15 protein-coding genes are annotated in these 22,230 nt (G+C 52.6%); 7 read left to right on the top strand and 8 right to left on the bottom strand.

Translation table 11 applies throughout. The features are described 5' to 3' along the window. Positions 1-11 precede the first annotated feature (11 nt). From ACRYA2_RS12375 to ACRYA2_RS12360, 4 genes are all read right to left on the bottom strand, one after another. Positions 12-1,244, bottom strand: a complete 1,233-nt coding sequence (locus ACRYA2_RS12375; RefSeq protein ID WP_433628374.1) for a DNA double-strand break repair nuclease NurA — start codon at positions 1,242-1,244, stop codon at positions 12-14. Next, entirely contained in the window at positions 1,244-3,967 is a 2,724-nt protein-coding gene (locus ACRYA2_RS12370; protein WP_433628371.1) for an AAA family ATPase, read from the bottom strand. The genes ACRYA2_RS12375 and ACRYA2_RS12370 overlap by 1 nt, the downstream gene beginning before the upstream one ends. Further along, positions 3,964-5,376, bottom strand: coding sequence for a metallophosphoesterase family protein (locus ACRYA2_RS12365; RefSeq protein WP_433628369.1), 1,413 nt, complete (start codon positions 5,374-5,376; stop codon positions 3,964-3,966). The genes ACRYA2_RS12370 and ACRYA2_RS12365 overlap by 4 nt, the downstream gene beginning before the upstream one ends. A 427-nt stretch (positions 5,377-5,803) precedes the next feature. Beyond that, complete coding sequence (locus ACRYA2_RS12360) at positions 5,804-6,043, bottom strand: MarR family transcriptional regulator (RefSeq protein ID WP_433628366.1); 240 nt, start codon at positions 6,041-6,043, stop codon at positions 5,804-5,806. A gap of 264 nt (positions 6,044-6,307) precedes the next feature. Between ACRYA2_RS12360 and ACRYA2_RS12355 the strand changes: the two genes are divergently transcribed. From ACRYA2_RS12355 to ACRYA2_RS12345, 3 genes are read left to right on the top strand one after another with little or no spacing between them, the layout of a single operon-like run. Continuing rightward, positions 6,308-7,423, top strand: coding sequence for a CRISPR-associated protein Cas4 (locus ACRYA2_RS12355; protein WP_433628363.1), 1,116 nt, complete (start codon positions 6,308-6,310; stop codon positions 7,421-7,423). 5 nt (positions 7,424-7,428) lie between these two features. Continuing rightward, a complete protein-coding gene (locus ACRYA2_RS12350; RefSeq protein ID WP_433628360.1) occupies positions 7,429-8,220 on the top strand; it encodes a transcription initiation factor IIB family protein in 792 nt (263 codons plus the stop codon). Between the two features lie 40 nt (positions 8,221-8,260). Then, a complete protein-coding gene (locus ACRYA2_RS12345; protein ID WP_433628357.1) occupies positions 8,261-9,151 on the top strand; it encodes a recombinase family protein in 891 nt (296 codons plus the stop codon). 44 nt (positions 9,152-9,195) lie between these two features. Here the strand turns inward: ACRYA2_RS12345 and ACRYA2_RS12340 are convergent, their stop codons facing one another. Both ACRYA2_RS12340 and ACRYA2_RS12335 read right to left on the bottom strand, forming a co-directional pair. Then, complete coding sequence (locus tag ACRYA2_RS12340; RefSeq protein WP_433628354.1) at positions 9,196-10,776, bottom strand: recombinase family protein; 1,581 nt, start codon at positions 10,774-10,776, stop codon at positions 9,196-9,198. Positions 10,777-10,837: 61 nt separating this feature from the next. Beyond that, entirely contained in the window at positions 10,838-11,941 is a 1,104-nt protein-coding gene (locus tag ACRYA2_RS12335; protein ID WP_433628351.1) for a tyrosine-type recombinase/integrase, read from the bottom strand. Positions 11,942-13,481: 1,540 nt separating this feature from the next. Here ACRYA2_RS12335 and ACRYA2_RS12330 point away from each other — a divergent pair. Next, a complete protein-coding gene (locus ACRYA2_RS12330; protein WP_433628348.1) occupies positions 13,482-16,196 on the top strand; it encodes a tetratricopeptide repeat protein in 2,715 nt (904 codons plus the stop codon). 561 nt (positions 16,197-16,757) lie between these two features. On the opposite strand, the gene ACRYA2_RS12325 is transcribed toward ACRYA2_RS12330, so the two are convergent. Further along, entirely contained in the window at positions 16,758-17,768 is a 1,011-nt protein-coding gene (locus ACRYA2_RS12325; RefSeq protein ID WP_433628345.1) for a tyrosine-type recombinase/integrase, read from the bottom strand. Between the two features lie 603 nt (positions 17,769-18,371). Between ACRYA2_RS12325 and ACRYA2_RS12320 the strand changes: the two genes are divergently transcribed. The 3 genes from ACRYA2_RS12320 (at position 18,372) to ACRYA2_RS12310 (ending at position 20,751) form a co-directional block, all read left to right on the top strand. Next, positions 18,372-18,950 (top strand): DUF998 domain-containing protein, encoded by a 579-nt coding sequence (locus tag ACRYA2_RS12320; RefSeq protein ID WP_433628342.1) that lies wholly within the window; start codon positions 18,372-18,374, stop codon positions 18,948-18,950. A gap of 283 nt (positions 18,951-19,233) precedes the next feature. Continuing rightward, complete coding sequence (locus tag ACRYA2_RS12315) at positions 19,234-19,512, top strand: hypothetical protein (RefSeq protein ID WP_433628339.1); 279 nt, start codon at positions 19,234-19,236, stop codon at positions 19,510-19,512. A gap of 366 nt (positions 19,513-19,878) precedes the next feature. Then, complete coding sequence (locus ACRYA2_RS12310; RefSeq protein WP_433628337.1) at positions 19,879-20,751, top strand: CPBP family intramembrane glutamic endopeptidase; 873 nt, start codon at positions 19,879-19,881, stop codon at positions 20,749-20,751. 78 nt (positions 20,752-20,829) lie between these two features. Here the strand turns inward: ACRYA2_RS12310 and ACRYA2_RS12305 are convergent, their stop codons facing one another. Beyond that, positions 20,830-21,861: a PAS domain S-box protein gene (locus ACRYA2_RS12305; protein ID WP_433628334.1), complete on the bottom strand. Its 1,032-nt coding sequence runs from the start codon at positions 21,859-21,861 to the stop codon at positions 20,830-20,832. Positions 21,862-22,230: the final 369 nt, after the last annotated feature.

Here is a 22,230-nt window from a genome sequence, read left to right as displayed (position 1 = left end):
GAGGAACGGTATTATCGGCGCCTTCGTTTCTTGCTCAGGTCTTTTGCGTTCCATTCGATGGGTAGATCTTCTTCCTCTGCGAACTCCTGAACGAGGGACATGAACCGTCGTTTAGCCTCCATGTCGAGAACAGCGTTCGTATCCGCCTGTTGAACTATTTCTGGATAACCTCGTCCAATGCCGATTTCCGCGCGGACGATGTCGAATAAATAGTCTACGAGCCCTTCTCGTTGGATCCAGCCAGGAAATTCCAGGCAATCCATCACGTCGCCCTCCGGAATGTCGAGATATCCAAACAACACGTCAGTTGCGAATTCGTACTCTTTACCGCGATACGTGATCTCCATCGCATCGACGGTCCCATACTGTCTATGAACGAACGCCAGTGAGCGATCACCCCAGTGGTCCGTGAACCCATCGAGAATTCGCGCATCTGCGACAAAGGGTTCTCCTTTAAGACGGTCGCTGTATGTCCGACGAAGCATTTTCGCAATGTTTGTCTGACTACTGCCCGCCGTGTATCCCACGACTGGCACCCCGTGATGTTCACTCGCCGCCAGCACACGGGACATTGTCCGTCGATAGTAGTCGTCTCGTACTTCAGGTGAGTACCTGTTGGCGAACGTAGGGACGAGAGGACCGTCATAGATAACAACAGGTGGTGGATTCCTATCAGCGAATTTCTCTATACATTCGATAACTGTCTTGCCTTCATCTCGATAGCGTTCGTGTCCTGGCGCTCGTCCGTCTGTATATCGAACGCCGTCTTCTTTGTCTGATTCCTCGGTGACCGCGTTCGGGCTAAGGATTCGAGTACGAACCCCTTGGTCATAGTCGCCGTCTTTGTGGTGATGATTTGCGTTCCAAGCTACTTGGACGAGTCCGAGTGGGACAGTGAACTCGTCGATGGGACCGAGTTCTGAACCGTCAGTAGCAATGGATGTCACGTCTTCCAACACGCCCTTTGCCCATTCGTTGACCACCTCGTGATTGTCCCACTCAGCAGCCTCGTCAAACGAGATGGTAGGCGTGTCATGATTACTCCATTCCAAGGTCGGCAAAGCACCCGGATATCGTTCCAGACCGAGGTCAGCCTGTAGTGAACCCTCGTCATATTCTTCGATTGCATCACGTAAGGCATTCCGATACTTTTCGACGGCTTCCGTGTCGTCATCGACAAACGCCCGGATTTCATCGGCATGGTCCTGGAGGCCTTTGAGGACCGCGTTCGGATAGAAAGGCATCAGTCGGACACCACCCTCGTCAATTCTTCATGCTCGTCTTTTTCTAACTCGATCGTTCGTTCGGTCAATGACTCGAATGTCCGGTCGTGACTGACAGCGAGAAGTTGGTTCAGTTGATTTAGATCATCGAGTTGATTTACAAGATTCTGTTTCTTCTCCTGATCGAGGTTTGCCGTTGGTTCGTCGAGGAACGCGATGCCGACCGATGCGAGCCGTTCGAGAATGGCAAGTCTGACTGAGAGGGCCGCGGCCATCTTCTCGCCGCCTGAGAGGGTGTCGTAGGGTTTGTTTTGAGCCCGGACGTGTACTCGGAGGTTGTACGTCTTATCCCAGACGAGTGTTTCCGTGGGATTACCACGGAGTTGCTGGAAGATGGTGTTCGCCCGGTCACCGATCTCGCTGGTGATGAGATCCCTGAGGTCTTCGGCCCCCTGCTGGAGGCTATTGCGCGCCCAATGTGCAAACCTCTGGTCTCGTTCCACTTCTACGACTTCCTGTTCAAGTTCGCGTTTTTCTTTCAGCTTTTCTTCAAGTTCTGCGAGTCTCTCTTGGGCTTCTCCCAGATTGGATTTCGCGTTCTTGTGCTGCTGCTCTCTTTGTGCCCGGTTTTGTTTCAGATCATCGAGTTTATCTATAACCTCATTAAGATAGCCAGGATCGAATTCAGCACGAAGGTCTTCAATACAGGTTTCGACGTCTTCACGTTTGGCTTTCAGATCCGCAAGTTCAGCGAGCTCGTCTGTAACTTCCTGCTGGCGTTCAGAGAGTTTCGCCACTTCATCCTCGTTTTTAACGTATCGCTGATGCGCTTCCTCCGTTTCATTGATAGTCTGTTTTGCTTGGTCGATTTCTTCGTCAAGACCATCGAATTTGGAGAGGCTCTCTCGGATTTCTTGATATATGATGAGTTTCTTGCCTAACTCGTTTCTTGTGGTTCGGAGTATCTCAGGAGCATCTTCCGCGCTATCGACTTTTGCCTTCGCCGTGTGGTACTTATCGACGACACCTTCTAGCTCTTCCAGCTCTTCCCGTTTCTTTGGAATCTCAGCTACTTTGTCTTCGAGTTCCCTACGTTCTTGTTTCAGCTCTTGCTTCTTGTCTCGGAACTCCGCTATGCTTTCTTCTAAATCTTCGAGCTCGCTCTCCAAATTAGGAATCTGGTTAACGGCTTCTTTAGCGGCCCGTGCTAACTCGATTTCTTCTTTGAGTTCCGAGATCTCAGTTTTGAGTTCAGGAATCTCCTGATTGGTTACTTCATTGATACGGGCTTCATTTTGACTGATAACCTTCTCGCGGTGATCTGCGGTGATAGGTCGGTCGCAAGTGGGGCAGGAAATTTCCGTGTTCCCGTCTAAGTCTATATCGCGAAGTTCGGCGTTCTGTTCCTGAAGATCATCAATCTCATTCTCTAAAGTCTGCTTTTGGACGAAAAATTCTTGATTCTCTTCCTGGAGTTCGGAGAGACGATCCGCCTCCTCCTGTTGTGATTCCGCTTCTTCGATCTTGGCTTCGACCTCCTTGATTTCCTCTTTTAGGTCTACGATTTTGTCATCGATCTCGTCTATTCTCGTCTCAACGTCATTGATACGGCCCTCTTTATCCTCCAATTCGGAGATTTCATTCTTGAGCGATTCATACTGCTCTTTCTTTGGTTCGAGGTCCTCAACCTGCTCTTCTGCCTGCCGTGCTTCCATCAGGTCGGCCTTGTACCCTGAAACTCGCTCTTTGAGGAGGTCTATTTCACTGCCCACATCGGAAAAGCGATTTTTCAATCGGTCACGCTCTTCACGGTCATCTTCGAGTTCTTCGAGACGGAGCTTAGCCGTCTTGTGACGCTGATAATCGTCTTCAACTTCTTCGAGTATCTTTTTCGCTTTTTCGGCTTCATCACGCCGTTCTTCCGCGCTTTCGAGACTCTTCTGTTGTGCAGGTATCTTAGTTTCCTCTAATGCTTTTAGATCCTGCTCTGCATTACGAAGTTCTTCTTTTCGGCTTTCGAGTTCGCTCTTTTCGCCCTCTAATTTCTCGATCTCGTCTTCAAGAGACTGGATTTCCTGAGTCAGTTCTGTGATCGTTTGCTCGTAGCTCTCTACCTTTTCTTCGACATTCGGGAGGTCCTCTAATTTGACTTCGAGCTGAATGATTTCCTTCTCAAGTTCGTCGATCCCGTCTTCGAATTCATCTTCGAGTCCGCTAAGGGACTTGTATGCTTCCCGGTAGCGTTCGATGTCAAACAACGGATCAAACGTGTCTATCCGATCGGCTTCCGTTTGCGTAAAGTCTGAAAGGAAGTCCGTCTGGGGAACGCCTATACTCCGCTCCCATATCTCAGCTAGTTCATTGGGACTGTCGATACCTAGCTCAGTACAGATCCAGCCTTTGACGTCGCTCTTGGTGTCTAAACCGAGAAGGTCACCGTTCTCGTCCAGCACATCGTATTTTGAGCGTCCGGCCCACCGACGTACCGTGTAGGTGTCGCCTGTCGTCTGGTTTGTGAATGTCACTTCCACGTGACCGGAACTTTCCCCATCACGGACTAGCCGATCTTGATTCTGGAAAGGATGAGTGTCAAAGAGCGCGAACCCGACGCCTTCCTGAATGGTACTCTTCCCTGCACCGTTATCGCCGAGGATAGCTGTAACGCCTGTGCCTAATTCGATCGTTGTCTCACCACTATAACTCTTGAAATTTTCTAGTGTGACTTCATCGATGACGATACTCATTTCGTGCTCACCTCCAGAGTGGTGGTATCGTCTTGGACTTCACTCTCTGACTCATAGGCCTCCCCGGGTCCGTCAGGAAAGAGTTCTCGGCGACGTTTCCTGAGGTACTCCGCTACCTCTGAGACGTCTTGGCCATCTTCGTTGACGAGGCCCTCTACGTGATTCAGTGTTTCTGCAACTTCCTCCTCCTCCGTACTGTATCGAGATTCGCCAGCAATCGTAGTGAAGACTCGATCTTGGAGAACATCCGTATTGACGGTCCCATCGGGATTAAAGGCTTCATCACGTTCGAGTTCGCCGAGTAACTCCTGAACCGCTTTTCGCTCAGTCTGATTCGTTGGTTGGACGTATAGAGCATCCAGCGTCTCCTTAGCGATATTGGAAAGAGCATCTACGTCGAAAGTTGTATGATCAAGTAGAAGCGTCCCTTCGAAGCGAACGTTGAGTATTGGTTTCCGACGGTTACCTCGTCCATCGAGATGGATTTCACGATTGCAGACGTCTTCTACATCTGACCGAGTAGCCTCAATTTTTGTCTCGAAATCACTACGGAGGTCGTCGAATGTACGGTATTTCGAGACATCGAAGTTCAGTGTGTAGTACGGTCGGCGCTTAGATAGATAGTGTTCCGTTGATTCTTCGGTAGTGTCGTAGATGTAATACCCGTGGTCATCGTCCCAGCGACCTTCCTGAATGTCGAATGCTTCGAGACTACCCGGATTCCAGGCAACTGAGCTACTCTCGTACTGCTTGTGAATGTGGCCGAGTGCGATATAATCTACTGCTTCTTCGAGTTCTGTAAGAGCTGCTCGTGCGACTGTCGCACCAAGGTCGGGGACAGCATCGTCAACACCGAAGTGGGCAAGCAAAATAGTCGTATCGGGCATTCCTTTACTTTCGTTTATGGACTGGATTTCTTCGGCTACGTTCGGGAGGTCACGTTCGATGTACGCACCTCGGTACTGGAGACCGAAGTACCGAATAACATCCTCATCCACCTCGAAATCGACGTATCCACCACCACCTTGTCGTTGATCCGCCATGTCCGTCGGCTTGAATGTCACTTCGCTATTAGCCAACTCCGCCGAGAGAAGAGTGATGAGCCCCTTGTCATTGAGATATTGGAGCCATGTGAGATCCCTTCGACGACTCATGTTTTCATCGTGATTTCCGGGCGATACAATGATGGGCTGCACTACATCTTCAAGTATCTCTTCCGTCCGCTGGAGTGTCTGTGGACGAAGATCACGCGAGTCGAATAAGTCGCCGGGTATAACGATGGCATCGGTGTTGTGTTCATGTGCTTGTGATAGAAAATGTTGGAAGGAAAGACGTGCGTCGAATCTGCGCTGTTTGAGTCCGTACTGTTGGTGACCAAGATGAATGTCGGCAGCGTGTGCAATGCGCATTATTCTATTCGTGCCTTCATGCAAGGACTTCCGAATCTGCTGTTCGTCTTCTTCGCAAGGTTCATTTTTATACTCATATTTCCTAACAACTACATCCCTTGTTCCAATACCTATAAAGGTAATCCTACAAAGATGACAGTAAATATAATCTATTAAATATTAATATTCTCATAGAGCGGCCAATCGACGATTGCAATCACGACACAGTTGAAGGTAATTTCGTGAACTTTTCATTACCTGTTTCACTCCGCCTTCAACTAAATTCTCTACTACACACTCCAAAACTACCTTCCACCGTGTCTTTGCACGAGGGATACCCTCCTGATGGGAAGAAAAGGATGAGATTATAATTGTATTAGAGCTTGACCTGATATCAAGGAAACACAGGTTCACGGTGAATCATTAGATCATTACATTTGGTGCAGGTTTACTCTTCTAAGGTATCGCCGTCAACTTCACCTGCGAGGTAGTTGTTGCCGAGTTCTGTAATTTCGTACATCGCCTTGCCTTCGTGAACACGGTCAACAAGCCCATGTTCCGCCAAAACACGACACCGCTTAGAGACGTACCGGCGGTCGTAGTCAATGTTGAACGCAATTGTGCTCGGATTTGCTGCAATCCCCGCTTCGCTGAGTAACTCGAGAATGGCGTCGTCTGCGCGAGTCATCCAGCTAACGCGGGGTCGCATTACGAACGGATTGTCCCCAACTGCTGTATAATTGCACCGTTCCGGCAGGTATAGATGTACAAACGTAGTCTAAAAACTCCGTTTGTGCACTAGACTTTCTGGTTTGCCCACGTACTCTCTACCTGAGTATGTCCATACTCAACGCCAACCGAGGACAAAATCGCCACAAGAGGTGCCGAGAAGAAGCAAAGCACCACCGTCACACGAGATTCGCAATCGAGAAATCTAGCCCGGAGCGAATTGATGACCATCGACTTACCCGACTCTGAAGAAAACAAGGACGATCTCGTCGGCACGCTCGTCGATAAAATCGGCCCGAAAAGCTTCGAACAATGGAATCGAGAGCGCGAGTTCAAGCAGAACGTCCAGTCGGGACGCGCCTACCTGAACACGCCACCGCCAAACAAACCAGCTCGACAGCACAATCCCAGCCAGCTGAACCAATGCCACCGGAAAATCTACTACCGACAACTCAACGCACCAGAGGAGACGGAAGACCCAGAGGGCATCTTCTGGACCGGTACGAAGTTCGAGGAAGAAGTGATGATGCCGTACCTCTCCTCAATCGTCGATGGGGTGGCGTACATCCAGAATTCCATCTGGGTGGAGTTCACCGTTGAGACAGACCAGGGCGAGGTCGAGTTCAGAGGTAAGACAGACCCAGTCGTCGTTGACGCGGAGAGCTCACCGATTCTGCCGACAGAAATCAAGACGAAGCAGTCGATTGGCTCGCTCGAGGAGCCGAACGCGCACCACCTCGCACAGACGTACGCGTACATGTACGGGCTCTCCCAAGCGTGGGAGACAGAGATTACTGATGCCCTAATTATCTACGGGGATCGCACGTCACTCGACATCAGGCCGTTCCACGTGCAGTTCGACGAGGACTACTGGTGGGACAACGTCGTAGCATGGGCAGCGGACCATACAGGATTCCGAACTGACGACCGGCTCCCACCTGCCGATCCCGTGTTCGGCTGGGAATGCCGATACTGTTCGTTCAAGACCCGCTGCGGTGAGACTAAGAAGCAGTTCAGTGACATCGATGCGGTCGGGTTCCTACCACTCTTCGGCGAGTACCCCCGCGAGAAAGTTATCAACTATCTTCACAGCCATGAAGGCGCGAAGCTCACGCCCACACTCGCGAACCAGTACCCCGAACTGGTCGGGAAGTACGGGAGCTATCGATGGCGCTGCCCCGGCTGTGATGGTCGTTTCCCCATTGACGTCATCGAGTGGACTGGCGATGTCTCCAACCTGCCTGACTGTCCGAAGTGTAGCGACACTGGTGTCTCGGTCGCGTTGAGCGGACCTGACCCAGACGACCAGACTCCGGACGAAACACCAAGAGGTGACTAATCACAATGCCGACCGAAGACTACACCCAAGACGAGCGGTGTCCAGTATGCGACTCGTCGGATCTCGATGACGCAGTCGAAGCCCTCGGCACCATCTGTACCCAGTGCGGATACGTCATACAGGACGCATCGATAGAGCTTCCGGAAGAGGTGCAGCAAGCCCTTGCGTTCGAGCCGAGCGAGGAAGAGACGCCGGCGGAGTGGTCGGAGACGTATACCGTCACGAATAGCGTAGAGGAACGCGTCGGGGTTGCACTGGAAGCGCTGGAGGCCCTCGCTGTCGCACTTGACCTCCCGGCTGAGACCCGGAAACAGGCTGCGACGCTGTTCGGGGAGGCGACGAAGCAGAAGGCGACTGATGGGAGGAACACCGCGGACGTCGTCGGTGCACTCCTCTGTCTCACCACCCGACATCGGGGTGAACCAATTCCGATCACGCGCATCGCACGCGAAGTCGACACCGAACGCCAGTCGCTGGCGCGGCTCGTTCACCGCCTCCGAGAAGATCTCAATCTGGACGCCACGGAGTGTCGGCCCGAGGACTATGTTCCTGCACTCTCCCGGGAGCTCGAATTCGATGAGGACGTAATCGCCGAGACGACGACGTACATCCGGCGAGCACGCGAGGAAGGTTTGACGAACGGACGCAACCCGGCTGGCATTGCTGGTGCGGCACTATACGGGGCCGCAGAAGGGGCCGAGTCACAACGGACGGTTGCCCGAGTAGCGGGTGTCTCAAAGGAAACACTCCGTGTTCGAATCAAGGAGTTCAGAAATCGAAGTGTGTTCGATGAGTAGTCTATACACGTCATGTCCTAGTGACACGAAAGACAACGAGGTGGAACGGGCAGCAATTTATGCCCGTACGTCGTCGTATAAGCAGAAGTTCGGCTACTCGCTGGACGAGCAGGTGCGGTTGTGTGTCGAACGCTGCCACCGGCAGGGGTGGGATCCCGTATTTGTCTTTCGTGACGAGGCGGAGAACGGGAAAGACATCGAGCGTCCGAAGTTCCAGTCGATGATGACGCAGGCCGAACGCGGGTTATTTGACGTGGTCGTGATCTGGAAACTTGATCGGTTCTCGCGGAGTCTTCTGCACGCGGTGCAAGTCGAGGCGGAGCTTCGCGAGCTTGACGTGGCATTACACAGTATCACCGAACAAATCGACACCACGACGTCCGCTGGCCGGTTCAACTTCAGAAGTATCGCGAGTGCAGCCGAGTTTGAACGCGACATGATTAGCGAGCGGACCCAGATGGGGTTGAAGGCACTCGCACTGGAACACCGGTGGCCGAACGACCATCCACCGTTAGGGTTCCAGAAAGCGTCGGATGGGACGCTCGAAGTTGACGGCGAGGAGGCGAACCTTGTCAATGAGATCTGCCACCGCTATGTTGAATTGCGGTCGATGCCGCAATTAGCGCACGAACTCAATCAGGAGGGGGTAACGACGAAAACTGGTGGTGAGTGGACGGCAAAGGCTATCAGCGATGTACTCCGAAACGAGCTGTACATCGGCATGTACTCCGTTGGTGGTTTCACAGAGTATGTTGAAGACTATCGTATCGTTGAGGACGATGTCTTTGCCAGTGTTACCGAGGTCAGGAATCGGTTCAGGACCCGCGCTGATAATCGGGAATCTCCGGCGCAGAATGACTGGAAAGCAATCTCGATTGATGCGATGACGACAGACTACTGCGGATATGTCGATGAAACTGGGAAAAGTTGATTGCTTGACAGTGTCTCGTTTTTGGAATAGAGTCTTATCGGTTATTACTTAGATTCATCACTATCCTCGTCTTGCTGGTCCTCATTCTGGCTACTACGCTCGTCCTGGATCGTTTCCCAATTCTGGAGACAGAATAGCTCCCAGTGGTTCGGGAACGTCTTCCGACTCCCACACTTGCGGCACTCCCAGACATGGACCGTTTTACCGTTTTCTTCTCCCAATGACTCGTCGTCAAGCGTGTTTCGATCATAGTGTCGGGTTTGACCGTCGCAATCGTCTTCTGGACAACGGACCTCAACACAGTCGAACATCGTGACGACCGGCTCTATGCCGTACTTGGTGAGAAGATAGTCTAAATCAATGCTTTCCTCGTTTGTCGGCGTCGAATACTTCTCATGAATCTTTTGCACCTTCTCTCGGTTCGACTCAAACAGCTCTTCGTCGATTATCTGAAGGCTGTCATCTTCGACGACTGCTTCCTCGCCATCATCACCGATTGATTCGCCACTTACAGTCGGCCTTCCGATGAACACTGGATCGGTGAGGATACGCTTGACCTGGGACCGAGAGAGAGTGACACCGTGGTTCCGCTCGATGTACTCTATCGTCGCTGCGAAACCGTTCACTATCTTTGCCTCTCTGTCGAAGAATTTGGCTAGATCTTCCGAGACCTCTTTTTCATCCTCATCGATTTTAATCCACTTTTCATCGGCGTTCTCGTCGTCCCAGTTCCCATCTTCCGTATAGCCGTATGGTGGGTAACGAAACCACGACGGCCAGTTGCGATTTTTGAAGGCGTTGATTTTCCCACTGAGGAGCCGATGGGCTCGGTTTCTGTTTTCGATGTCCCCGACAATTGTCTGAAGAGCGACCATCGACAGGCCACTGATTTGTGAGGTATCCATCTCACCCACTGGTGTAACGATGATGACGTCGCATTCCCTCTGAATCAAATCGACCATGCTCAGCGTCTGTGGTGCACGCCGCCCGAGCCGGTCTGAGTCCTCAACGACTACGTATTTGTTCTCCTCGCGTTGCGCACGAGTTAGGAGTTCCCGTAGTCCATTTCGGTCGAACTCTCGGCCAGTCTCTCCAATGTCTCTGATTATATCGACGAGTTCGATGTCCTCTTTGTCTGCTATTTCGTGAATCGTGTCGATTTGCCGATCTTCACCGGTGCCCTCCTCCTGCTCAGGGTCACTGAGACGGACATACCCCAATCCTTTGCGAGATTGGTCATCCGACGTGTCATCATCTTCATTTGACTTGTAGGAGGCACACATCAGCGGCAGAATGATCGGTAGTTGGTCTGGCCACCCAACAACAATCCAACTCACAGTGGTGATACCTCCAACTAGTCCGAGGAAGAGAGAGAGGAGCCGCCTTGAATCTGGTACACACTCACCTATTAAGGAAGGTATGTGACCAGACATGTCTGAGCACATCCCTTTTTGAATAAGGGGGTTGCCCAAAGCGGCCAGAATTGAGAGGCTCAGCGCCTCGGCCAAGAGGCGCTTGTTGCTCTCAGACCTAAGGTTGCTGAAGGGGGTCCAACCACCAACTAACCGGACAACCCTTTGGCTGACCCTGTAGTGACCACACAACTCATCACGAATCCTTTTCATGGTAGCACCTCCATTGTCGGTATCACTATTACTGACCGGTCAGCCAGCTTTGTTCGTGACTTCATATCACATCACCCTGTTCGTGAGCTTTCTCAAGCAACTCTTTCCGCTGTACCATCTTTTGATTCTCTGTTCGCTGGTCGTAATGATGCTCAAGCACCTTTTCGCTTACATTACACCGATCGCTGATAACGTACCGTGGGACGCCAGTCGCGAGCTGATGAGTGATGTGCCCCCGGCGGACGGCGTGCGGCGACTTACTACTTGGACACTTACACGCTTCTTCCGCACGACGTGCGGCAACACATTCCTCTGGTATCCTGCCATGTGGACACGTTCTGTCCACTTTACACGGACGCGTCCATTTGTAGCCGTACTTCCGAATCGTCGATCCCGATATCCGACCGTGTCGCGTCGCCAAGAGCGGCTCACGCCCGAACTCACCGGTCACCTCGGGACGCGTCTCCCGACGGTAATCATCGAGTATGGTACAGTCGTGTTTGCTCTGGAAGATTAACCGTTCACCTCTTTCCTTGTTCTTGATAGGGGTCTCACCAGCCCGATGATTCACCTCCAGATAGGCCGGTTCTGCATCCGGATGATAGTCTGCTTCATCGAGCGCGCGGCTCGTTCCTATCCGGAATCCAGTCGTCCCGAGGAGCCGCCAGACGACGTGGTCCAACGAGGCATAGCAGTACCGCTCGAGGTGCGTCAGAATACGTTTGATGTCCTCGGCAGGAACCATCGTATCACGGCTGTTCTCACCCTCTGACAGGGAGGGCGAGATCACTTTCGACGACAGGTCCGCCGGTACAGCATTTACGGCCTCACACCATCGAATGAACACCCGGAGCGTATCCTGTTCGGTTTTCTCCGTCGTATTCTTCAGGCCTACCTGTTCTCGACGCCATCGCCGATAGCGATGGAGATCCCGCCCAGTCAGGTCATTCAGATTCTCGATACCCTGTTCATCACAGTAGTCCAGAAAGTGACTGAGTCGAGAGCGGTGCGAGTTGTACGTGGACTGTGCCGATTTCTGCTTCTTGTCTTCGAGGTACTCTTCACACGCCTTCGGCGGTGACATCGGCTCAAGTTGATTCTTCCGCAGGTTAGCGCGGAGCAGATCCGTTAACTGCTCATCGGTAGCCGCGCTCTCATACGCCATGTCCCTCACCTCCGAGACTGACCCTCTCCTTCACCGCCATCACTGATGCACACGCGGGTGCGTGTTCCGGCTGCACTCTTCTACTCGAGACTCTACGGGATGCGGAACTCGAGTGGAATTTCCCTATTCTACTGCCGGGATTTCGGTGCAGATGGTCGATTACTTGCTTGCTCTCCGTTGACCTCTGATGACGATCATGGCGAGTAACTGCCGTCCGACTATACCATCGCTGCTGGCGTTGGTAAGGGCCGGTCGTCGTTCCGTGGTTTTCGCCGATTTCGTTCGGTATTGGCATCTGTTGCTGTGATTATTTCTGTTGCTCTTCGAACTAGGGAACCGGCGAAACCCACTTGAATTCGGACTCCGAATTCAGAGCGGGTACACCGTGTACCCAGTCCAATGCCGGTTGACCAAGCTTGGACACGCTCAGAGTCAACCGGCATGGGCCATACGCCGCGTCATGGTGTGTGGTTCTTCCTCACATCTTCGACTTAGGGTGATCGTCGACTTGTTAATAAGCTTAGCTGATGGTATCATAGTGGAGCTGCCCGATTATTTGATAGAATCTACCAGATGAAAATGACTGACGAGTATATTATGCTGGCCCAAAGGGTTTATTGGGGGAATATCTATAGAACCAGTTGATAGCCGCCCCTCCACGTCCTAATTTCCGTAGCAACTATTGGTACAAATACCCTATTGAATAGTACTTTTAACGACAACAAAGCCCGACAACATCTTGTCTTCCACTTCATTTTCATCCATCAACAATTACCCCTCTTCCGATATAGACGACACAAACTTCTGTGCTAAGGGCAACATTTGTTTTGTATGTCATTTCCTGTGTATAGTCACGGAAAAGTAGTTGGCCATGAACAACTCGTATATTTTCTGTTGATTTGTATTGGCTACAAAGGAACAATCCAACTCGTCCTTCTTTTTCTTCTTATTTACCTAGCTGAGATACGAAGACTGAATAATACGCTAAATAGCGGGTAATGGAAAGAGGCTAAAAACTTAATATTCCCCTTATTTGCATCCCAATCTAAATTATAAGGATAATAAGGAAAATCAATAGAACAATGATTTGCGCGTAACGGTGGCCCTTGTCGAAGATCTTGTCTTGTTCACTGGGATTTCTTGGGAAGAAAGAGACTCCTCGTTTCGTATTGGACTAAAAAGATCGTCTGGCTTCGTTGGAGCCCTCATAGATTGGCAGGTTCGATTCGGCGTAATGAATACAGGGCGCGAATGCAGCACGCCCACGATCTCGAACAGGAGAGGATAGGTTGCTTAGTGCCGATTGAACCTCTCTCGGAACGGCTGAATCGGTTGTTTGGATGGTAGTTGACGGTTCTGATAGGAAATAATCTTCTTGCCCACTATCAGAGCCAGAGACTCCTCAAGTAACATTGGAGCACCACTTAGCCCACCGCTCGTTGTACCGAATGACCAAGTCGACCTGCCGGTACTCGACGTTGTGGAACTCCTTTCGGGACGACGGTTTCTTGGCAAATCACGTTGAGGGTAAAGACTCGACATGAGTGTCAATAGCCTAGAAATGGTCCCGGCTCTCCCGGTCAGTGCCTCGACGGCTAGTTGTTCTCTATTGCTGCAGTTGGATTTCCTCGAGCGAATTCTCTCCGATCCTCTCGGTCAAATCGTTACTGCGCTAGTCGTTATCGGGGGTACAATCCTAGCAGCCATCCAGAGCGAAATCATCAAGGGCTACCTCGTGAACGGCGGAAAGCGGGTTCGGTTTTACAGCGAGCGAAACCGACGAAGGGACGAAATACATCATCTAGTCGGTGTCCGAGTATCCAATATCTTATGGAAGGGGGTCTTCCAGTATCTGGGGAATGATCCGGTCACAGAAATGAAGAAGCTCTCCAAGGAGGATGGTTTTACATGGTTGAGTACGACCGAGATCGAAGACGGGGAACTGGACCAGCAGAAGTGTTGGCAACGACCGTTCTCATTCAGAGAGATACATGAGGGGTTCGCCATCGACCGAGAGCGCGAGCGACATGGCAGCCGTGAGAATTTCTCGGAAGTGCTCCTCAACGAACTCGACGATGGCGCTCTTGCATTCGTCGGTCATCCAGGATCGGGCAAGTCGACCATGTGCAAGACCATCGCCATACGGTGGTATGACCAGGATGACTTGGGTCCGGTCTTCTACAGAGCGAGCGGGATGGAAGAGGACATCAGCAAGTCCGCGGTGTTCAGAGAACGAATCGAGAACGGGAAGCGGATTGGGCCAGTGCTGATCGTGGTCGAGGATACGGTCCGTCGCGATGCCGCTCCGATTTTCGAGACGATGCTGGAGTATCGGAACGATGAGGACGTCAGCTTCCTTCTTGACGCCCACGAGCATGAGTGGAATTTCAAATCATTTGAGGACGTCCTTCAAACACTCGTCGAACGACCCGACACCACCCGCTGGCGGGAGCTCATAGACCTTCAGAACGATGTCGAACTTCACGATGTGCCCCCCATCGATATTCGCGAAGTCGAGCGCATGATAGAGCGGTTCGAGAAGGTTACGGGCCGGGAGGTGCGCGAGGACCCACAGCAGATTCTCCAACGTATCAGGCTTGAAAAGGAGGACGTCTCGGCGGGTGGACATCGTTCCGACATGTGGCCAAGTCCAATGCTCCTGCTCAGCTACCACTTCCCTATTGGCAGGGGAGAATCGGGTGGTGGAGAACCGTCCTCCTCGCTTAAGGGTGACGAAGAGCTGACTTCCGCGCTAGAGTGTAACGTCAACGAAGTACTCGAAATGTTTGAAAATGCGGACACCAAGGCGTTGGACATTGAATCAAATAACCTCTTTCAGGAGGTGTCACTCTTGGTCAATATCCTAAACGCTTCGAATATTGGCGTATATGAGGAATTACTCTACGCGTTGGCCGATACCAAGGAAGAGTACGATGCTATCGAAATCTGTATAGCTGAATTAGACGGAAAGGTGCTGTTCGGTCGGTCAAGCGGCACCCACTATTGGTCGAACCACCCGCTCTGGTCGGAACTCTACCTCGAGCGGTTTCTCGTCAGAAACAGTGATAGGGACAGGGAACGGTGGGCGAGAGCGCGGTTCGAGAGGTGCGTGAACGCGCTGTTCAGGGTGGTTGATGAGGACTCACGCCGAGAACAAATTCAGCGGGAACTCGGCCAGACGACGAATGAATTCAGGCAGATTGAGGAGGACCCAACCGAGCGAGCAGACGCGTACGTAGAGAAGATATTCAAACTCGGTACCGCTCGTCCGAAGCTGACCCCGCTGTTCACCACATCCGAGTATTCGGGAATACGGGTTCCAGAGGCGTGTTCCAGTTGGACACGTGCATACTGTTCGATCTGGCGCTTGCGAATGTACCAGCTTCGTTCGGAGTATCCGAAGGCTGAAAAGGAAGCCGAAGCTTTCCGTGACACGGGATTGGAAGTAGGGGTTGATGAACGAAAAGTCGAGTTAGAGTATCAACGTAACCTCGGGAATGTCGCCTCTCGTCAAGAAACCTACGAGAGAGCCCACTCGCACTACAAGAGGAGTCTGGAAATTAGCCAGGAGCTTGACGACCGCCGCGCCGAAGCAAAGGCCCTCAACAATCTCGGGAATGTCACCCATAATCAATGTGACTACGAGGACGCCCTCTCGTATTACAAGGAGAGTCTTGACATCAAACAGGATCTTAATGACCGCCGCGGCGAGGCGGCGACTCTCAACAATCTCGGGACTGTCGTCAGCGACCAAGACGACTACGAGAGCGCCCTCTCGCACTACCAGAAGAGTCTGGAGATCAGTCAGGACCTCGGTGACCGCAGCAGCGAGGCAGCGACCCTCCATAATCTCGGGAGTCTCGCCAGCGACCAAGACGACCACGAGGACGCCCTCTCGTACTACGAGGAGAGTCTGAAGATTGAACGGGACCTCGGTGACCGCTACGGCGAGGCGAAGACTCTTAACAATCTTGGGGATGTCGCCCGCAAACAATACAACTACGAGAATGCCCTCTTGTACTACGAGAAGAGTCTGAATATTAGCCGCAAGATAGGTGCTATCTGGGTTATCTTAAACTCGATTGACAATCTCGTGTCCACCTGTCGTTGTCTGGAGGATAAGGAAAACGCTATCCAGTGGTGTCGAACCGCGCTTTCAATCATCGACGAGTCGGACATCGATCTGACCGACGAGCGGACGATGTTCGAAGGCTACCTTAATGAGTTAGAAAGCTCTGAGGAGGACGGCCAGTAGGTCTCCAGTCTTGGAGTCTGGTGTATGAGTGTCGTAGGTCTCGACCCGGATACAATAGGGGGAACGAGGGAAGGCGCACGACGGGCGGGTCGAGAGTAAGGCCTGATCGTGTTCCGAGAGTCACATCGTCCATCTCAATGAACAAGCAATCTACAGGGCCAGAGCGATGACCCAGAGAAGAACAAACTCCAAATGGATACTACAGACATACGTACACAGACTTGTTCTGCTACACTGCCTATCCACCGACCACGCGACGCCGATTAACAACGACAAGTTCGAGTCACACGACCTTAGTTAGCGACGGACGAATGCCGAGTGCTTCTTCACTTTCTCGCTCGCAACCGAGACAAGGCGCACAAGACCCTCAAAATCGTCGCTATACCTCGGTCTTCAACGTCAAATGAGGAGTCATGCATAGCGTCCACCACCGAACAGGGTTCGGTGATTATCACCTCCCTGTGAGGGAACTATTCTCTCTATATAACATCCCCCTCATGAAAGATTTATTATACTCAAATGGGCTATAATTTTATTAATTATCAAAATGGAAAGATAGAGTCAAAGCATTTCGATAAATCGTCTTCGTTGCTCCATTTTTTCTCGTTCGCTTCGTCGATCGTAATGCTGTTCAAGGACGTCCTTGCTAACGTTAGCGCGGTCACTAACAGCTTTCTCTGGCATCTCCTGATTCAATGCATGTGTTATCGAACCACGCCGGATTGCGTGTGGCGAAACACTGGATGGACATTTTGATGCCCGGTCTCGCTCCGTGGCTTCACACGTCTCGATATCTCGTCCGTGCGGGCAAACTCCGCTGTACAGACAGGGACGAGTAAAGAGATACGCATAATGCTGGATAGTGCCGACGTGAATCCGTCCCTGTTCAGTCGCTAGCAACGGTTCACGTCCAAATTCATCTACCGTATCCGGTCGTTTGTTTTCAATCCAGTCGGTCAGCAGGTCACACATCTGGCCGGGGAGGGCTACGAGCCGCTCTCCTCGCTGTTTATTTTTCAATGGTGTCTCTGACTCTGGTCGATGAACAACCTCGAGGTACCGCTCACTGGGATGGAAGTCTTGCACGTCGAGTGCGCGGGCAGCACCACGTCGCATCATCGTATGCCAGAGAAGAGCGAGCGTCACATGTTTGAGTGAAGCGTACTGGTACTTTTCCAGTTCTTCCAGAACATCCTCGGCCTCATCGCTCGTGAGAGTCGTATCTCGCGTGTTCTCGTCTGCAGTGAGGCTTGGAGACAACACTTTCGTGTGAAGGTCTTGTTCGACAGCGTCGATAGACTCGAGCCACCGAATGAACACCCGTAACGTATCCATCTGAGTCTTCTCGGTCGGCTTCGCCAGCTCCCCGTCATTTCGTCGCCATATACGGTACGCGTGAAGGCGTCTTCCGGTAAGGTCGTTCAAGTTCTCGATGTCTTGGTCATCGCACCAGCGTCTGAAGTGGCCGAGACGTGATCGGTGAGAGTACAGCGTCGCCTCGGAGACATCTGCTGCTCGGTCTGCGAGGTACAGTTCGACGGCACGGTCAGGGTGAATCGGTTCGAGATTCATGGCTCTGTCTGTGATGCGAACGTACCATCAACAGCAGACCCGACGCAGGCTAGTGGATTTGGCCTCGTTTTGTTATTTTGTGTTCGAGGCTATGACGAGTGCCTGCAGCGCCCATACATTTGAACGCCGATAATCCCCGCGTAGTCGGGTGATTATCGTTCGAACAGGCACGATTTTGCTTTCGTTCGATGGTCGAACGAGGGAGTGGTCGTCACTGGGAGCTGTATACATCCAAACCGGTCCCAATCGAGAAAATCAATCCTTCAACGCCTTTATTTCGTTGTATCGTAAGCTGACGAATTTAATTCACTGTCTAGACTCAGTTTCGTCCACTTCCCACGGTTGGACTTCTTGGAGATTCCATCGCCTGGAGATGCGTTACGGAACCTCATCGGCCGGCCCCCGCTGCCCCGTATTTGTACTATAAACTGACAGGAAGCGCTTGCCAAATACAGACGACGTAATCAGCGGGACAGTGCCGATCCCACGTCCAACACTACTTGACTGAGACGAACGTATGTCCCGTTGTCCATGAGTGATTCTCATAGTGGTGGGATTTCAGCTCGACTCGGGTATTCGGATTCGTCGATTGCGGGATTCAACATGGTTCTGGCGGGATTCATCGCCTTCATGGGAATCATCACGGCAGAAGTCCTCTATCCAGATTATTCGACGAGACAGGAGATCAGTGATCTCGGGTCAACCGTGCCACCGAATCCAATTATCCACCAGCCCTCCGCAACGATCTTCAACAGCACGATGCTGGTAACGGGGGCACTCGTACTGATTTCAGCCTACTTTGTCTACCGCGCTCTAGATCGCCGTGGGTTCCCGCTTGCGCTTGCTATTTTTGGGTTCGGCGCATTTGGCGTCGGAGTTTTTCCAGGCAATGTGACACCCTGGCATGGGTTGTTCGCTCTCCTCACCTTCTTCAGTGGTGGTATCACGGTTGTTCTCTCTTCTCGGGTCGTCTCCCGACCGTTTTCCCTTCATTGTGGCCTCTTCGGTGGAATCTCTCTTCTTGTCCTGATTAGCGTCTTTTTCTACGGACTAGTCATCGGTGGCCCCAGCCCACTGGAATTCCTCGGATCCGGTGGGATCGAGCGCTGGGTTGCCTACCCTCTCGTCCTTTGGCTGCTCGCTTTTGGGGGCTATCTGCTGGGAAACGCTGGAAAAAAATAGTAGCCGTTCCGATTCGTGAACGATACGCGCCCTGTATCTTGCAGCGGCTCAACGAGTTACTGGGTTGCAGTCACAAATGTCGTTCTAAATATAGAGAGCGTATTCAACAAAAACGGACACCCTATTCAGCCTTTGTTGGTGAACGACTAAGAGGTCAATGGGTGATCTAAAACTATTCCTGTCGTCGAAATGACTATGCGGTCAAAGCATCTCGATGTATGTAGTTTATAAACAGACCTCATAAGATACCAAATTTTACCAATGATTAGAGTAACGTACGAAAATGTCAATTGAAGCAGATGACGAGGCCAGCAACGGGAGAATTCTATCACCGCTGCGTGAAAGAGTCAGCAGACGCCACGTTGTAATGTTGTCTCTTGGTGTTCTCGCGGGCTTCAGTATCGGTGTATTCGACAAGAGCGTAGTTACTGTCCCCGTTATCGGGCCAGTATCTGGGTGGCTACTCGGCACTATCGGACTTCTCGTAGTGGCTGTCATTTACTACCGCCAGGGAGGCAACTGTGGCTGTACTGGCGATTGTGACGGGAACTGTTCAGTCTGAAGCTTAGAGAGTCCTTCAGAGCTCACCCTTGGTGACGATCGTCATCCATCCAACGTCCAGTTGAGACCCCAAATAAGAGCATCGTAGGTGTCGTGGGAATAGCCTGTACTTGCGATGCGTGAGGCGTGCTGAATACGCGCCCTGTATTCACCACGCCACTTCAGATACCTGTTCGGTAGGTGACTTCAGACCGTGGAAGATACAGTGGTCGGATGCAGTACGCTGGATGAGTTCTGTTCGAAGGTGGAAAGCCACGAAGCGCTTCGGTGAGTATCTGTGTCGGAGGCTGGTCCACACAGATATTCGCACCACGGTGGTTCCGTGAATATCGCATCCTGTTAAGCATGTCCCGGTAGTAAGTGAGGTGTGCAAGATACCTCACGTCGAACGTTCGGCAATACGTCTATCTCTGCCGGAAATCCCTGGCTGTTCTTTGGCGTGACATACGCCATAACGTGGGGCTGTTGGCTGGCAGCGATCGTCCTCGAGGTGAGTTTCGACAGTACCGAAGGACTCGTATTGCTATTACTGGGGCTCCTCGGCCCCGGTGCCGCCGGTATCGGGTTCGTGTACCTCGTCTACGATGAACGAGGGCGGACGGATTTCTGGAATCGCATCAAGCAGGTTCGCCGAATCGGCGTTCGGTGGTTCCTCATCATACTTTTGGTCCCCGTGGTCGTGACTATCGTCGCTGCGTTGGTAGATACGCTATTTGGTGGCCCAGGCGCAACGGTAGGCGAATGGGTGCAGGAAGTTGGCACTAATCCCCTTGCGTTCCTCCCGACGTTGTTCTTTGCAACGCTTCCGCCGATCCTCGAAGAGCTAGGATGGCGAGGGTATGCGTTGGACCGGCTTCAACTGAACTGGTCTGCGTTGGGTGCAAGCCTGATCTTGGGCGTAGTCTGGGCGGCCTGGCACCTCCCGTTGTTCTTTATCGAAGGGTCGTTCCAGCGCGAGGAAGTTGGATTCGCCACGTCGGCGTTCTGGCTGTTCATGATCGGGACTGTCTCGCTCTCAGTGGTATTCACGTGGGTTTACAATCATACATCGCGCAGCATCCTCGGCATCATCCTGTTGCATGGGTGGGTGAACTTCGTCTCCCAATCCTTCGAGGTGGCGGACGCATCGTACTACTCTCACTGGGTGCTGCTCGCAGTCCTAATTACGGCAATCTGGGGAGCGAAGACCCTGACGAATGCCGAACAAGTGCCGCATCCACCCCTTCCTACTAAACAGTAGTTCAGCTGTAGATTATCTTACGTTCGTTCTCCACCTCCAAGATATCCACGCAAGTACTCCGACAATCCGGTGATCAGGTCAGTTCGAGCGAGCGACGTTCGTGAACTCGAATCGGGCACCGCCTTCGTCGCTCTCCCCGATGACGTAGTCCCATCCGTACGCGTCCGCGAGCTCGGCCACGAACGTCAGTCCGAGTCCGATTCCGTCGTCGTCCGTTGTGTAGCCTGCTTCCACCACTGCCTCGCGCTCGGCTTCGGGGATGCCTCGACCCGTATCTTCGACGTAGAAGCCGCCGTCGAGCGCGCCGACCCGTACCGTGACCGCTCCATCGTTGTGCCTGATCGCGTTTCGAAACAGGTTCTCGAATACGTGCTGGAGATGCGAGGGGTTCGCCGTAATCTGCTGTGTGCCCACGAGCGTCAGATCCACTTCGTCAGTCGCCGTCTCAGGCCACGCCTCCGCGGCGACGCTCTGCATCTCGACGGTCTCCAGGCCATCGACCTCGCTCTCGTCACGGGCCAACACTAGCAGTACCTCTATGATCTCGTCGATACGTTGGAGGGCGTCTGCAATCTGACTGATGGTCGCCGTGTTCTCTTCGTCGTCGACGAAATCGAGATAGGACTGAGCCACGTACAGCGGATTGCGGAGTTCGTGCGCGAGCATGCTGGCGAAGCGGTCGAGACGTTCGTTCTGCCGTTCGAGTTTCCGTTCGACGTCCTTGCGGGCAGAGATGTCGCGGAACGTCCCCACGAAATACTGTTCGCCATCCCGGGTGAAGTCGTTGAACGAGATAGCCAACGGTACCTCGTGACCGTCTTTGTGTTGTCCCGGCAGTTCGACGTACGTCCAGTCGATGTGTTTCTCGCCGGTTTCCAGATAGCGCTGAAAGGCCTCCATGTGGACCTCTCTGAGGCGTTCGGGAATGATCGTCATCTTCGACCCCCCGACGAGCTCCTCGGAGGGATACCCGAGGATGCGCTCGACGGCGGGGTTGGCGTACTGGATGACGCTCTCCTCGTCGAGCATGATGATGCCGTCGGCGGACGCCTCCGCAAGCGCATCGAACGCTTGCCGCCGCTGTGACAGAGCGGCTGACGAGTCTCCCATAGCGATTTTTCCGACCCACAGGGCGTTAAAGATGCGGTTTGATACTGCAAGCCACCGAGGCAGGGACAGACGTCCCAACGGGCGGTGAATACAGACACTTCCCGTGGAGGGACTCCGCTCAGTTGTTGAGGGAGGGGAGTTCGACGGAGTCGACTGGCCGTACGGTTCGGACGACTGACGTTCGGCGAGGAGGAGCGCGGAAAAGCACCAGGGGGTGGTGCTGGGGGCTGTCGAACCGTTCGTGACGAGGCCGGACTGCTGATGGCGGCAGACCGGGTAGGTCAGAGGCAACCTCGTCAACAGGGTGGCTGACCGGATTCGATAAATGCTTTGTGGGGCGTAGAGGCGATAATCCGGTCGAAACGAGTA

It is taken from the genome of Halomicrococcus pelagicus (genome assembly GCF_050954125.1).
The sequence above is the reverse complement of the archived record's forward strand: the minus strand, read 5'-3'. Positions and strand labels throughout refer to the sequence as shown.